General features: G+C 54.2%; 11 protein-coding genes. 2 read left to right on the forward strand and 9 right to left on the reverse strand.

Annotation, left to right across the window (positions count from 1 at the left end; all coding sequences use genetic code 11):
* From ABX962_RS13235 to ABX962_RS13275, 9 genes are all read right to left on the reverse strand, one after another.
* The coding region (locus ABX962_RS13235) for an iron-containing alcohol dehydrogenase (protein WP_372720117.1) at positions 1-188 on the reverse strand (188 nt) is incomplete at its 3' end.
* A 237-nt stretch (positions 189-425) separates the two neighbouring features.
* Positions 426-779 carry a VOC family protein gene (locus ABX962_RS13240; protein ID WP_372720119.1) on the reverse strand — a complete coding sequence of 118 codons (354 nt, stop codon included), beginning with the start codon at positions 777-779 and terminating at the stop codon, positions 426-428.
* A 17-nt stretch (positions 780-796) separates the two neighbouring features.
* Positions 797-1774 (reverse strand): aldo/keto reductase, encoded by a 978-nt coding sequence (locus ABX962_RS13245; protein WP_372720121.1) that lies wholly within the window; start codon positions 1772-1774, stop codon positions 797-799.
* A gap of 195 nt (positions 1775-1969) precedes the next feature.
* Positions 1970-2539 carry an N-acetyltransferase family protein gene (locus ABX962_RS13250; RefSeq protein ID WP_372720123.1) on the reverse strand — a complete coding sequence of 190 codons (570 nt, stop codon included), beginning with the start codon at positions 2537-2539 and terminating at the stop codon, positions 1970-1972.
* Positions 2533-2817, reverse strand: a complete 285-nt coding sequence (locus ABX962_RS13255) for a PqqD family protein (protein WP_372720125.1) — start codon at positions 2815-2817, stop codon at positions 2533-2535. The genes ABX962_RS13250 and ABX962_RS13255 overlap by 7 nt, the downstream gene beginning before the upstream one ends.
* 57 nt (positions 2818-2874) lie before the next feature.
* Positions 2875-3864 (reverse strand): radical SAM protein, encoded by a 990-nt coding sequence (locus tag ABX962_RS13260; RefSeq protein ID WP_372720127.1) that lies wholly within the window; start codon positions 3862-3864, stop codon positions 2875-2877.
* A 3-nt stretch (positions 3865-3867) separates the two neighbouring features.
* Positions 3868-4923, reverse strand: coding sequence for a hypothetical protein (locus tag ABX962_RS13265; protein ID WP_372720129.1), 1056 nt, complete (start codon positions 4921-4923; stop codon positions 3868-3870).
* Between the two features lie 10 nt (positions 4924-4933).
* Positions 4934-5113, reverse strand: a complete 180-nt coding sequence (locus ABX962_RS13270; protein ID WP_372720131.1) for a lasso RiPP family leader peptide-containing protein — start codon at positions 5111-5113, stop codon at positions 4934-4936.
* A gap of 41 nt (positions 5114-5154) precedes the next feature.
* Positions 5155-5583 (reverse strand): lasso peptide biosynthesis B2 protein, encoded by a 429-nt coding sequence (locus ABX962_RS13275; protein ID WP_372720133.1) that lies wholly within the window; start codon positions 5581-5583, stop codon positions 5155-5157.
* A gap of 164 nt (positions 5584-5747) precedes the next feature.
* On the opposite strand from ABX962_RS13275, the gene ABX962_RS13280 reads away from it, so the two are divergent.
* Positions 5748-6983, forward strand: a complete 1236-nt coding sequence (locus ABX962_RS13280; RefSeq protein WP_372720135.1) for a nucleotidyltransferase family protein — start codon at positions 5748-5750, stop codon at positions 6981-6983.
* A 453-nt stretch (positions 6984-7436) separates the two neighbouring features.
* The gene (locus tag ABX962_RS13285) at positions 7437-14918 is read left to right on the forward strand and encodes an RHS repeat-associated core domain-containing protein (RefSeq protein WP_372720136.1); all 7482 of its coding nucleotides are present in this window, start codon (positions 7437-7439) and stop codon (positions 14916-14918) included.
* The last annotated feature ends 549 nt before the right edge of the window (positions 14919-15467 follow it).

The following is a 15467-nucleotide window of genomic DNA, read 5'->3' on the forward strand; positions in this document are numbered from 1 at the left end:
TCGACCTTCAAACCGCTCGCTTCGAGCGAGGCGACGGCGTGTTCGAAATGGCCTGCTTTGATCAATCCAGCGTCGCTGACGACCATCACGCTTTTAGGGCGAAATTCGCTCGCTAATTCGCCGAGTCGTGAGAGCGTTCCTGCGCCAAAAACCACACGCGTTCGGCTTTGGGTGTCAAAAGGCTGCATTGCAGGCTCGAAAATGGGGTGGGAGGACGGCAAATAGGTGGGCTTGTCGATTGTAAATCGAATGTTGAACCGTGTTTACATCATATCTTGCTGCCCCAGCAAGGGAACCTGCACGGCGATGTTTCATTGACGCCGAAATCGCCGCCTTTTCAAAATGGACAAAACCTCGCTCGATCCACCCACCCTGTTTCAACCGTCAAAACGCCGAGTGGTTTCGCCTCATCGCGTCGTATGCCGCTATTGATCCGACCAGACGGCAAATTCGTTGCCGCTTGGTTCGGTGAACTGGAATCGCCGTCCGCCGGGAAACGAAAAGATCGGCTTAATGATCGTCCCGCCAGCCGATTCGACCTTGGCCTGAGTTTCTTCGAGTTTTTGACTATAGAAAACCAGCAGTGCTGAGCCATTGGCGGTCGTGGCCGCTTGATCTGATTGAAAGAAGCCGCCGTCGAGTCCCTCGTCCGCAAACGAACTGTACTGCGGGCCGTAATCCACAAACGTCCAACCAAACGCTTTGCCAAAAAACGCCTTGGTGGCCGCAAGGTCTTTGCAGGGGAATTCGACATAGTTCAATTTTTCGTGTTGATGCATCTTCGTGGTCTCAAGTGCTATTCGTAGATTGGGAAAAAAGTATTGAACGCAGCTTCACAAAAATCGCCTGGATCGTTGAAGCGACGATGACGGTCCATCGCATCGATCGTTTTCATTTCCTCGTCGCTTAACTCGAAATCAAACAGGGCGATGTTCTCTTTCAATCGCTCGGTCTTCGATGTTTTGGGCACGATCGCCGTGCCACGCTGGATTCCCCAACGCAACACGATTTGCGCCGGGGTTCGATCGTGATGTGACGCGATCTCTTTGATTTTGTTTTGCTCGATCACCGCTTCACCCGACTCGGCCATGTTCAGTTGGAAATACGACTGAGCCCCAAGCGGTGAAAACGCGGTCACCGCGATCTCGGACTCGCGGCAAAATCGCAGCAATTTTTGTTGAGTCAGGTACGGATGCAGTTCGACTTGTAACATCGCCGGTGGCGTATCGCTTTGGTTCACCAAGTCTCGGATCAGTGCAATATTAAAATTGCAAACACCGATCTCGCGAACCAAGCCCGCGGAAACCAATTCGGTCATTGCTTGCCAGGTTTCGATCAGCGGCACATGGTCCGGTTCCATCTTTGGCGATTCCGCGTTGGGATCAGCGAACCATCCCGGCGGATAGTGTTGATCAAACGGGACGAACTTCTGCGAGATCGGAAAGTGGATCAGATACAAGTCGAGGTAGTCGAGCTGCAAATCGGCGAGCGTCTTTTCGAGCGCGGGACGCACATGTTCGGGGCGATGGTAGGTGTTCCACAGCTTTGAAGTGATCCAAAGATCCTCACGCGTGACTTTGCCATCGCGAATCGCTTGGCTCAGTCCGTTGCCCGCTTCGACTTCGTTGCCATAGTCACAGGCGGAATCGAAATGTCGGTAGCCGCAATCGATCGCTGCTTGCACCACCTCAGCGGTTTCGGCTTGGTCGATCTTCCAAAGTCCAAGTCCGATCTTAGGGACGGAGCGTCCGCTTTTTAACTGGATCGATTCCATGATGTTTCCGTAGGTTCGCGTGGCAGGGCGTTAAGATAGGGATGGCGTGGTTCGCACAATCTAGCGGAGGCTCGAAGGACAATCCACCATCGCCCCCCGCTCAGCGAGTATCGATCCCGTCGTGGACGCGGCTACACGTCCCGCTGGTTATCCAAACGTCGGACCGTTTTTCCTTGCAGTGGGAGTCTTGCAAGTTCAGTCCTGGGGCAACGTTTTGCGCATCATTACACGAACGGAGGCAAAGCCCAGACGCTCAAAAGCCTGGATGGACGGCTCGTTATCGACCCAGATTGTCGTATCAATCTCCTTGACCTCCCTCTCTTCGAACCATTTTTGTGCTGCTTCCCAAAGCCTTCGGCCGATCCCTTGTTGCCGCCAATCGGCGGCGACATACCAGTCTTCGACGAAACCGTAGCTGCGAGCTTGGATTGGCGTGATCGATCGATTGGGACGCGGGCTCACCCATCGACGGATCCATCGACGTAAATCCGGCTTGGCTCGGTCGCCGACCGACCGCGTGTGCCGTACGCTGAGATAACCCACAATCGTCTGGCTGGACTGACAGACAAAAATCGCGGATTCGCGTTGAGCGATTTTTCTTGAAACCAGTGTCGACCAGTCGAATCCGTCGACGATTGCAAAGTGCGGTGATAACTGTTGCTGGTATTCCGCCTGATCTCGAAACAAGCCCGCCAGCTCTGCGGTGTCGCGATCGATCGCAGGCCGCACGTTCAATCGAAGTGGGGACGGTTTGGAATTCAGCAACTCAGCTCTACCAGTTTTGCGGTCGATAATTCTTCAGCGAAAGCGACAACGTACTGCAAGAGTTCTTCGTCGCCGACATCAAACTCACTTTGAATTTGCTGGCAGACTTCGCCCAAACTGAGTCCATTGGAAATCAGCTGCCAAATGCGGGCGGCTGTTTCGTTCAGCCCATAGTAGGCGTGCGTTTTCAGATGCAGCAACACGGCTTCGCCGTCATCGAGTTGCGTGAACAGCGTTTCGTCGTGCGGCACAACCTTGGTGGTGGTATCGATCATCATCGTGGTGTCCGTTGAGGTCGTTCGTTTGTAAGGATTGAACTCGTTTCCGTTGACTGGCTACTGTAACGCGAGTTGCCACACATTGGGCTCTGTCGATCGAAGCCAGTCCACTTTCGAGTAATGGCGTGAGCAGTACCAGCAGGGAAAGTAGTCGGTTTCATTAAACTGACCCGCGGCATGATGTTTTAATTTGATTTCGCGAAAAACATCGTTCTCGGCGACCAGTCGTCGGTACGCTTCGTCAAATGAGATCTCACTCAGATTTCCGATCACGTCACTCGCGGCTTGTGCGGAATTATGTCCTGATAGATGGCAGCACTTCGTCAGATTGCCGTGACAATCCACGTTGACCTCTTGCATCTGCAGCGGAGCGCAGGGAAACAGCGATTCGGTAAAGTAGCCTGGTCCCATCGAAACGGCGATTGCAGAATCGTGCTGCAATTCCGCAATTTCCATTTCGACCCGTCTTCGCTCCTTGGGTGAGAGATCCAGTCGTTGAGCCGTGGTAATGGGCGAATGCATCAGATGGCCAAAGCGAACGCCGCGGCTACCCAGATGAGCGGCAAGTTCGGCCAGATCGGCAATTTCGTGCTGATTGTTTCGAGTCACCACCATATTGATTGAAAACGGAATGTCTTTGAACATGCAAATGCTGGCAGCCTGCAGGACGCGTCGGAACGAGCCTTGGCCGCGAAGGCGATCGTGGGTCGCTTCTGACGCTCCATCCACGCTAAAGGTGACAATGTTTAAGTGGTCGCGATGCTCAAGTAAAATCGGGTACACCGTTTTGAAATTCTGACCGTTGGTGACCATGCCAAACTGAATGCCGACTCGTGATGTATGAGCCAACGCGTCAGCGAAATAGCGATACACCGTGGGGTCGCCGCCGGTGAAGGCAATGAAGTCAAAGCCAAGCGGGCCAGCTTCGGCCAGCAGGTGATCGAGAATCGCGAGCGGCAAATCGGCATTTCCGCCATGCCGTCCCGAGAAACAATGTTGGCAACTCAAGTTGCAACGGTTGGTCAATTCGATCACGATCCGAGGCATTCGTTATCTCTCCGTAGCATGTCGGAGCAATTTGGCGACCTGCTGTGGACACTCGAGCACGTCCCGGCCGGCGATCATTCGGAATGCCCGGGACTGGGCCACCAGACGATTGAGCACTTGAAGCTGTCGCGTCGCTTCTTTGCGGTGGGTCATGATCCCCGCACTGAATTGGATCAACTCGTTCATCGCTTCGAGCGGACTCAGTAGGATCAACTGGCTGGTTGATCGGTTGCCGATAATCGGAAAAAGCAGCAAATGGGGGCGGCAGACGGCTGCCGTGACGCGTGTTGCACCGTTTAGCTGTGTGATCCACTTCTCACCAAACCGGTCCGGGCAACGCAGTCGGTGCTGAAACCGTTTGGCGGTTTCCGGTGTGCAAGCCAGTCCGCGATTGATCCCAAACGCATCAATCTCGTTTGCTCTGTTTTCGTCTTGATGCAACACGACCACGTCATCGGACAAGTAGCTCCAGCCTTGTTGTATCAGGCTCAGTCCCAGTGTCGTCTTGCCCGATCCTGAGCGTCCGGCGATGAGACAGCCTTGTCCGTCTCGGGTGACGATTCCCCCTGCATGCAATGCGAATCGCTGATCGCGGCGGAACAGCATCACAAGGGCAAGCAGCAGAAATCGCCGCTGTTGGTCTTTGGGCAAGCGAAAAAAGGAGTCCTGGAAATCGCCGCGTCCGACACCACCAACGACGTCGATGTGAAGTCGTGCCGTTTGGCAGTCGAGCACAAAGCCGCCGGGGAGACTTTCAACGCGAAGCCCGCTGGCATCGCTCAGCAATTTTGTCTCCGTTGCAAATTGGGTGTCATGCTCTGGCGAGAAATGGATCCGCAGCGGCGCGGTGTATTTGCGGGGCTCTTCCGCCGATACGACGAACAACTCGTGCAGCAACCGACGGAGTCTCTCGGATCGCTCGGGGCAATCGTGCCCAAACAACACATTCGCACCACACAACGATAAACTCCAGTGCGGAAAGTTGACCGAAGCGTCCAGTTGTGTCGAAACACGTTTCGAACCATTCCGGCGATTGGTAAATGCGATGGAAGATCTCACCGACGAAGCCTCAGGGCGAGAACGCGCCAAAGAACCCCGTCAACTCGGTCACCTCGCCGTGCTTGACCAATTTGGGCGGTGTAAAGGTTAGCTTGGGTTTTTCGAACGGTCGCTTCACCAACGCAGCGTTCGCGTTGTCGGACACGGTGTCGCTCACCTGGGAATCCTGGGGTTTCGACAAGTCTTTCATTCGCTCATTCCTCGTTTGTTAACCAATCACTGATGAAATCGTCATGCCACTTGCTTTGCGTTCACCGTGCTGTTGTCGATAAGCGGAACAAAGCGTTCCAAATCACGTGTCCTGCCAATCACGACCTTGCCGTTGGATTCAACCCAGGCATGGGCTTGGAATTTTCCGTCAATCCGAGTTGCCCCAATCTGCAGCCGAGATGGGATTTGATGTTGTTGAAGTAATCGGCATGCAACCAATGCGCGAGTCAAACACGTATGCCAAGGCACGTAATTGGTTGCAATCATGACGCCGCGAGCAATATTTCTTGCGTCAACATGGCCGTGAGGGTTCGATCGAGGTTGTCGTTCGTATGCGACTCGCAGCGTCCACGTCGGGAACAGACGTAAAGAGACGCCATCGACAAGCAACCAAAAGATTGCCTGCAACAGCAGCTTGCGTCGATCCGGAGGTATCCTGGAAAATCTCACCGCGAACCTTCAGTTGTGTTGGTGGACGCGATCGGTTGATGCAGCTAGTTTAGACTTCGCCTAAGAGCGAGGCAAATTAGGTTGGCAAAAGATCTTCGTGCAATTGGTTTATTTTCGCAGGGTGCGGATGTGCACTAATGCTCGTTATTACACGGAGTCGAAGATTGAATACTTCGTCGTCAGTGGCCGAGTTCTCACCCGAAATCGGGTTGCTGATTTGCTGCAGCAGGTCTCACTTGGATGAATCACACTGTCGAACACTTGATCGACTTCTGCGATGCGGCCTTGATTGGAGCAAGGTCATTCGTGCGGCCGAGCGACACGCGATTTTGCCGCTATTGTCATCTCATCTCAATCGATACTCCGGTCTTATTCCGGCGGATGTGGTCGATCATTTGCGATCGGCGCGGCAGCTCAATGCGCTGCGTAACACGCTGCTAACCAATGAACTATGTGTTTTGTTGGAACGGTTTCAGCAGCATTCATTGCCAGCGATCATGTTCAAGGGTCCGGCACTTTCGTTAACGCTGTACGACCACTTGTTGCTGCGCCGGTTTGGTGATTTGGATCTGTTGATCCACAAGTCCGATCTTGCACGAACCACCACAATGCTAGAGTCAAACGGATACCGGCTAGCGATCTCCGCCCGCCAGCAACGCTATTTCTTGAAGCATCGGTATCATTACAGCTTTATCCGCGAGGACGGCAAAGTTGTCGTCGAAGTGCATTGGGCGTTTACGCCACGCTGTTGGTCCTGCGAATTAGAGGAAGAGACACTTTGGGGGCAACGCAGTTGGGTGACGTATCGGGGAACGATGATTCCGACTTTGAGTCCAGAGCATCATTTACTGGTGCTGTGTGCCCACGGCGCGAAAGAACGCTGGGCGCGATTGCAGTTGGTGGTGGATCTTTCCGAGTTGATTCGTCGTTATCCAATCGATTGGCAGTGGGTGTGGGCGGAAGCCGCTCGCATTCGCCGTGAACGAGTGTTGCTGCTGGGGCTTGCGCTAGCGCAGGGATTACTCGCTGCTGAGCTTCCAGCGCGAATGAAGCAGCGGGTCGCGAACGACGATGACGTGCGATGCTTGGTCGACATCCTGCTTCGCGACTTTTTCTCTAAGCATCGATGGCCTCTTCGAGGCATACATTTGCATCGCTACTTTTTCCGAGTTTGGCACCATCCAATTGATCGCTATCGGTACGGTCGAGAGCAATTGTTTGGATTACCGCAGCGACTGATGCATTTAATGACTCCAAGCGAAGCGGATCAAATCGCCTGGCGACTGCCGACTCGCTTGCGGTTTCTGTACTACGTGGTTCGACCATTTCGTCTGATCTATGTCTATCGCAATCCCCGACACATGATCGTCCGATTGCTGAGGTTCTTCGGATTGTCGTAGTGGGCTTTCGCCTTATCGAGTGACAATTGCTGGTATCCGTGTGAATGTGCAATACGATTCGCACCGGTGCATCGAAGGCTTTGGCTGTACAAATTGGCACGAAGTGTGACTGGATAACCCAATTTTGTCGAACGAGGCGAGGCGTAGATGCAAAGCCAAGTTCTTGCATTCGAAATTATCGTGAAAATGCTTGGGTTTTAATTGATTTGTTGACGAACCACTATAGAAAGCAGACATGCGAAGGCGGGGGGGGAAGTATTGGTGATGAGATCTCGATAGTACGGCTGGCACGGACGTGAGCTGGATTAGCAAGGGCCGTCGATGCAAGGATATGTGGGGGGACCCTGCGACCGAAACGATTCAAAACAAACGTTTTGATAGAACGCCTTCTCATTGACTAGCGGTCTTATTTATCGGATCGCTACCGAAGCTATTTATTCGGGAGTTGCGATCATGTCGAAGCGTCGTTCCACGCAGCGGAAGCGAAGTCAAAACGTGAATCGGAAGCGTCGCTTGATACTCGAGCGGCTCGAAGCCCGCTGGTTGTTGGCTGCTGGTTCGTTGGACACCAGCGGCGACGGCTCGGTCACCGCACTGGACGCTCTGTTGATCATCAACGCGCTGGACCGACGGACCGCTGATTCATCGTCATCCGGAGCGTCGCTAGCACAACGGCAAGGACAATTCGATATCAATGGCGACGGTGTCGTCACCGCCTTTGATGCTTTGTTGGTGATCAACTCATTGCCAACGCAAAAAATGCAAGTCGCGTCCGTTTCAACCGTTACGCCAAACGACGTCATCTCGACGACACCGACTGTGATTGCGGCATCTACCGCTGCAGCCGACCCGTTCGAGGTCGACGCAAATACACCTTACGTTCCGGTCGTTGTGAATTCGTTCTTGGATGACAATTTGACCAGCAGGTTTTCTCATCACGGAGGTCCGAACGGTCACCATCATGGCCCCGAAATCGATCCACCCGACGATTTGGGGCCGTTTCCGATCGTCGCGACCTTTACCAATACTAGCCAGCAACGGCTGATCAACCCCATCGTCCAAGTACGGCGGCTCGATGGTCCAAGCTGTTCACCGGATCCCTGCAAAGTGGACGACGGACCGGCAAACCCATTGGATCCGTACATCGAAGATGAAGCCAAACAATCCGAGAATGCAAGCGAATTGCACAACCCTGGAGGTGACACGGATACGAACCGGGGCGTCGGTGCTCAGTTTCGTCCCGCCCGAGTTGGTGGACTGAGCGACGGCTATCTTGATCCAGGCGAGTCATTTGAGTTCATCGTCAATGTCGATGTGCGACAGCATCCGCCGGAGCGATTTTTCTTTGAGGTTGATGTGATTGCTGGCGTTACGGAGACGCCCGTTTGTGCCGTTTGTCACGCGGTGCCGGGAGTCGAGAATGACACAGGGAAACCCTCCGTCTTTCTGCACAATGGGGAATACCGCTACACCACGGTCGATTTGGAGATTCCAGGCCGCGGGTTCAATTGGCGTTTTGAGCGGACTTATCGTAGCGACGTTAGTCTCGACGGGCCCTTGGGGCATAACTGGGACCATAACTACAACCGCCGTTTGCACCAAGTGAGTGCAGCGAACGAGCGTGTCGTGCAGTTCAGTTTCCCGGACGCGAAAGCGGGCGACGTGGTGATCTTTGAAGGAGAAAACCGCTCTGACATCTACGTCCAGAATCCCGATGGCTCCTTCAATTCGCCGCGTGGCTACTACACCAATTTGGTCGAAAATCCGGGCGATGGCAGCTTCAGCGAACGTCGCCAGGATGGCACGGTCATTACTTACGACACGCCCGATGCCGACGGCATTGCACGGATGACATCCTGGTCCGATCGCAACGACAACACGATGACCTTCCAGTACAACGGCGACGGATTGTTGAAGCGCGTCGTGGACACGCTCGGCCGCCCCATCGACTACTTCTATAACGCCGACAACCGCTTAATCGAAGTTCGTGACTTCTTTGATCGCAGCATCCTTTTTGAATACGACGACAACGATGATCTGGTCGCCGTCACGTCGCCCGCAGTCACCGAGACTCCGACCGGCAACGACTTTGAAAATGGAAAGACGGAAATATATGAATACTCGTCGGGCTTCGATTTCCCGCTGCTAAACCACGACCTGTTGTCCGTGACGGCACCGAACGAAGTTGCCAGCGGTGGACCGCCTCGCATCCAACTCGAATACGAAACCAGCCTTCGTTCGGGGAATGTCGGCCAAGTCATTCAGCAAACCTTGGGCGGAACCAATGATTCGGGCGTGCCGGCGGGGGGAACGATCGAGTACGAGTACGAAGGCATTGGTGTGCCGGCTTCGCCCGACGATGTGACCACGCCTGTTTGGCAAACCACGGTGACCGACCGCAATGGAAACGAGACCGAGTATCAGTTCAACCAGTTGAACAACATTCTCAGCGTCAAGGAGTTTACCAACCGCGACATCCGGTCCAATGATCCTGAATTCTTTGAAACGCGGTTTGACTGGAACAGTGACTACGAACCAGCGGGAACGACGTTCCACGAAGGGAACACCACCGAGCAAACTTATGATGTCGCCAATCTTGATCGATTCCAGCAAGGCAACCTGACAACCTCGGTTCAAACGGCTGATGCTCGCGGCGGTGACCAGGATACCATCGTCAGCACAAACACGTTTGAGCCGATCTACAACCAGATCCGCACGAGCACCGACGCACGCGGAAATGACGACTTGTTCGTTCCGCCGATTCCGCTCGCGGGAGAGCCCAGTCCCAACCCCGATCGCTACACCACGACTTATACGTTTGATTACCAAGAAGGAAACAACTTGGCTGGATTGGCGGCCGAGTTAGGTATCACGATTCCCGAGGTCCAACAACGTCTCAATGACGCCGGAATCGTGATGAATTTGGGGGATGTCAATGGTGACGGTATCACCAATCAGATCAACGGCAACGTGATTCGCATCGAATACCCGACCGTCAACCATATCCCCGGATCCAATCAAGCACTTCTGGAAGGAGATACCGAGCAAGAGATTGTCGAGCTATATGTCTACAACGCGTTCGGGCAACTGATTGAAATGACCGATCCCGAAGGCAATGTCGACGTCTACGTCTACAACCGCGAAGATGACCCCGATGGCGATGGCACGCTGAGCGATCCGCCAGCCGACGGCCGTCTGCTCGACACCACGACCGGCGGCTACTTGAAGGAAACGATCCGCGATGCCGAGATGAATCCGCTGCGAAATTCAGGCACGGATCCCGAGATCACGGAAATCAGGATGCAGTATTCGTATGACCCCGTCGGGAACGTGACTCGCGAGGTCGACGGTCGAGGGATTGTCACCGATTACGCTGTTAATCAATTAAATCAAGTCGTGCAAATCACTCGTGCCGCTGCGCATGATGGATTTGCTCCTGATCCGCCCGATCCCGCCGAGCCTTTGGATCTCACCGATTTTGGTTATCTCGAACGCGTCTTCTACGACTTCAATGACAACGTCGTGTTGCGGCAAGTCGAAGACCGAGGCAATACGTCAAACGTCGACGGCAATCTTCCGCTGGAAGATTTGCCGGCATTGATCAGTGGTCAAACGGGACAATCGAGCGGACGCAACGGCACGAACACCTTGAATGATACAACTCAGGCATGGGCGGTTAACCAGTTCGTCGGCCAATTGGTGCGAATTACGGGCGGCGCGGGCGCGGGGCAGGTCCTCCGAATCGTCTCCAATTCGGCAACACAACTGGTTTTGGACTCACGCTGGCGTGCCCGTCCCAATTCCCGGTCGACATATGTGATCCTGCCTGATCCCGATCCATTCGGCGATACCGCATTTGTCGACTCGCTGATGAAGTATGACATTTTGGACAACCAAATCGAGATGCTCGAGGAGGTTACCGGCGGTGCGGATCCTCATGCTTTGCGGACTCGCTATCGCTACGATGCGAATGAGAACCAAGTGTTGACGATACTGCCCGAGGGCAACGCAACGACGGCGATTTATGACGAACGCGATCTGTTGTTCCGGACGACTCGAGGCGCAACCGTGCCTGCCGAACGGTTTCGTGAAAATCCGCGAGGTACGGCAAAGACCTTGCTGGCGCGACTCGATCCCACCCGCTACGACGTTCGCGGCGGATTCCCGTGTCAGTGCACGACGTTCGTCTATGATGGCAATCGCAACGTCATCGAAACCTCCGATGCCGACGATACCGATTTGTCAGCAGATAATAACTCTGATGTCGGTCCCGGCGATCGCACTCGCTACATTTACGACGGTTTCGATCGCTTGACCAGTGTCATCGACAGCGTCGGTAACCAGACGGTCTATCAATACGACCCGGTCAGCAACGTCGTGCGGACAACGCGTTTTGGACCGGTCGGTGGACCGAGCCCAACCTCGGATGGTCCTGATGACTTGGCGTTTCCTGTTTCAACATTGGGCGTGATCCAAGTCGGCAACTTGGTCAACGATAACCTGTTGGAAGCGACCGAGAGTTTGCATGACGAGCTGAACCGCAACTTTCAAACCGATCGCGTGCTGTTTGTGAACACAATTCCAATGGTGAGGGTGCCGGATGTACAAGACGGCGCAACCGACATCGGCGGTGGTAATCTGACGCCAGGCGACAACGGTGCCATTCCAGGTTTGATTGGAGTTTCCATCATCGGCCGCGTCAGCACTCGTAATGAATACGATCGCAACAGTCGCACCAAATTTCTAGTCGAAGACGACGAGGACACCTATGAATACTTCTATGACGGTGTCGACCGCGTCATCCGCACTCGCGATCCCGAAGGCAACTTGGGCAATACCGCCTATGACGACAACCACAACGTGATCGAAACGCGTGAGATCGACGTCTCGCAGGTGCCGGGGGTGTCGGACGATATCTTTATCACCACCTACTTCTACGACAGCTTGAACCGTGTCCAGCAAACGACGGACAACATCGGCCAGACGATGTTCTACCGCTATGATAGCCGCGATAACCTCGTCGCGATGGCGGATGCTCAAGGACCGCTGACGGGCGAATCGATCGTACGACGTGCGTTCGCGCCAGGCCCGCTGACGGTCAACGCGATCAACGACTTTGGAAACGTCACACGGTACTTCTACGACGGGATCAATCGTCAAACGCTTCAAGAAGTTGTTTTAACGGACCTGCTTGCGTCGACGGGCGAAACCTTCTCGGGTGATGGCGAGCACGTCGGCGCATCGATCTTTGGCGTCAAAGATGATCCAGCGGTCCCCGAATCGTTCACGCCGCCACCGGATGACGACCCGATCGATGGGCAGGGTGGCGGCGACGGGATCATCCGCACTGGCTATACGTATGACGACAACTCGCTGTTGTCATCGCTGATCGACGACCAGGGGAACGTTACGGTCTATCTCTACGACAATCTCAATCGCCGCGTCAGTGAAACAAAGGGGCTAACCGTCGACTCGCTGTACACCTACGCAAACATTCTCGGGTCGCGGACGATTGTCACGCCCAGTGCGGCGACGATCAACAGCCCCCGATCGATTTCGCGTACGCTGGTGCAAAGACAGTTGTCCGCGGCCGAGTCACGAATTGATGTGATTGCCCCGTCGTTCGAATCGCTGGCCGATCGCGTGGACGACCGTCCGCCGACCACGATCGTTTGGGGCTATGACCCGGACGACAACGTCTTGATCCTGGAAGATGAAAACGACAGCGAAGTCTTTACCGACTACGACGCGATCAACCGCTCGATCGCGGTCCGTGTTTTCCGAGCCGGGCAACGCGACGTTCATCGATTCGATCCGATTTTCAATCCCTTCCCGCGAGGTGATCGCTCGAATCCAACCGACCGACGCAATCCGCCGATCGTGATTGGTACCAATGCTGAGAACTACCAATATGATGGTCTTTCGCGTCTGGTCAACGCGACCGACAACAACGAACCGGAATCCACCGATGACGACTCTATTATTACCTATGCTTACGATTCACTCAGCCGAGTGATCGAAGAAACGCAGCAGATCGGCCCGCTCGGCGCCGAAGCAATCACGTCGGCTTGGCGAGCCGAGAATCTGCGTTCTTCTCTGACGTATCCCAACGACCGGCAACTCGGGTACACCTATGACAACCTTGATCGTTTGAACACGGTGGCGGACGTTGGGGCGGCATTGCCGATCGTCGACTACGACTATATCGGTGCTTTCCGTGTATTGGTGCGAGCTTATCCACAGAACGACACGCGGATGACGTACTTGAACGACGCCGGCAACTCGGTCGATGGTTACGACGGACTCCGCCGCCCGACCCAACTGCGCCATCTCCGCGGCGACAACTCACTGATCGTTGGCTTCACGCACGAGTACGATCGAATGAACAACAAGTTGAATGAGCAGAAACTGCACGATCCAGTCAACAGCGAAACGTATGCCTACGATTCGGCGTATCGTTTGATCAACTTCGACCGGCCGGATGCCGGAGCGATTGATCCGCTGCACAGCGAGTGGGATCTCGACGGCGTCGGCAATTGGGACCAGGTTGACGGACTTGATCGCACGCACAGTTCGTTCAACGAATTGCTCACCGAAAACGGAACGACGTTCGATTACGACGACAACGGAAATCAAACGGTCGATGGCACAAACGATTTGCGATACGAGTGGGATTACCGCAATCGATTGCGACGAGTCACCGATGCCGACGGCAATCTGATCGCCACCTATGCCTACGATGCTGCGAACCGCCGCATTCGCAAAGACGTCAGCAACTCCGGGGCTTTAGACGGCACGACCGATTTCTACTATGACGGTTGGCAAGTGCTCGAGGAACGTGACGCCGTCAACGCACTGACACAGCAGTACGTTTACGGCAACTACATCGACGAGCCACTCGTATTGGATCGCAACCTCGGAGGCGATGACACGGCCACCGGCCCCGGGGACCAGCGGTTGTTTTATCACCAGAACACGCTGTATTCAGTACATGCCTTGACCGATACGTCAGCCGATATCCTCGAAGGATATCAATACGATGCCTACGGACGACAAACCGTCTTTGAACCCGGACCCAACGGCGTGGTTAATTTTGGTGGGGATGATGTCATTACTGAGGGTCGTACGAGTGCTGTGGACAATCCCTACATGTATACGGGGCGACGATTGGATTCCGAGACAGGGCTGCACTATTACCGTAATCGATACCAGGACAGCGAACAGGGGAGGTTTCTTAGTCGAGATCCATTGGGCTTTACCGATAGCGTCAACGTTTACGAGTACGTGCAATCGAGAGCTTTAAATCACAAAGATCCGTTCGGATTTTTGTCTCTTGAAGAGTGCAAGGCTAACATCAAGAAAGTCTTAGAGGGAAAGGTGACTTACAACGAATACACAAGTCCTGATAAGGTCACCTACTGCTTCACAGGATTGACGTGGAAGGAAAATGTCGAAGCCACGGACGCAGTAGGGAAGTTGCTGCATTTTGCCCTGACTAACACTAGGAGATACGTTGCGAAAGCCGCTAGATGGGAGGAGGGAGGGGAGGTTGAACGACGCTGCCTTGCAAGGATCTGTTGCAAGTGCGGCCCGTGCGGTGGCAGTTGGTGGCGCCACACGCAGACAATTGATATACATTATCAGAAGACAGAGAGCGACTGTTCATGGAGTACTGCGTTATTTCACGAATTGATTCATGCTTCTGATTGGTGCAGAAATCAATTCCAAAAACGTGATTGTGCAACTCAAATCAAACTCGAGATGCGAGCGTATCGAAAAACTGGTGCATGTGCAACAGCTGCTGAATGCTTCGACCGTGCGAAGGCATCAGTGTTGAAGAATCCCTGCACGCAAGTAGAGATAATCGCTCAAAGGGCCAACGCAGATAAACTGTTCAAATCTGCGATGAGCGTCCCAGTTGCGGGGTTGGAATGAGCAAAGACGAAGGAAACGGTAGGGAAGGCTCGGGCGAAGAAAAGGGGGACGGTCTTGAGAAAGGGGACGGGGGTCTTTTTGGCGGTTATGCCAGTCTCGCTTCAAAAGTTTTCCGATTCAAGACGACGCTCATTTTTTGGTGGTTTGTCGATACGTCCAACGCAATGCTCTACGAGCCGGTTTGGTGAAACGTGCGGAACATTGGCGGTATGGCTCGTTGTGGCGTTGGATCCAAAAATCGGAGCCGGAAACAATGATGTTGTCTCCATGGCCAATTTCGCGGTCGCCCTCTTGGGTCGAGAAGGTCAATGAACCTCTGACCGAAAAAGAACGTGAGGCGTTCAGCATGAACGTCCCTTTGGGGATGAAACCTGGACGGAGGAGATTGCGGACCGTCTCGGTCTCTGGTCTACCATCCGCCCACGAGGAAGACCCCGAAATCGCCCATAGCGTAAAAAGGACCTCCGTCCCCAGACCTTCATGTTCGCGAAACAGTGTTCTGTAACACGCTCGATTTCATTGCCGGACAACAGGGCGATTACCAGACAA

This window comes from Novipirellula sp., from assembly GCF_041583735.1.
In the GTDB taxonomy this organism is placed as follows: Bacteria; Planctomycetota; Planctomycetia; order Pirellulales; family Pirellulaceae; genus Novipirellula.

Bases quoted from the DNA above. Each gene is read 5' to 3' on its own strand.
- ABX962_RS13240 (WP_372720119.1), bottom strand. From the start codon at position 779: ATGCATCAACACGAAAAATTGAACTATGTCGAATTCCCCTGCAAAGAC.
- ABX962_RS13245 (WP_372720121.1), bottom strand. From the start codon at position 1,774: ATGGAATCGATCCAGTTAAAAAGCGGACGCTCCGTCCCTAAGATCGGA.
- ABX962_RS13255 (WP_372720125.1), bottom strand. From the start codon at position 2,817: ATGATGATCGATACCACCACCAAGGTTGTGCCGCACGACGAAACGCTG.
- ABX962_RS13260 (WP_372720127.1), bottom strand. From the start codon at position 3,864: ATGCCTCGGATCGTGATCGAATTGACCAACCGTTGCAACTTGAGTTGC.
- ABX962_RS13270 (WP_372720131.1), bottom strand. From the start codon at position 5,113: ATGAAAGACTTGTCGAAACCCCAGGATTCCCAGGTGAGCGACACCGTG.
- ABX962_RS13285 (WP_372720136.1), top strand. From the start codon at position 7,437: ATGTCGAAGCGTCGTTCCACGCAGCGGAAGCGAAGTCAAAACGTGAAT.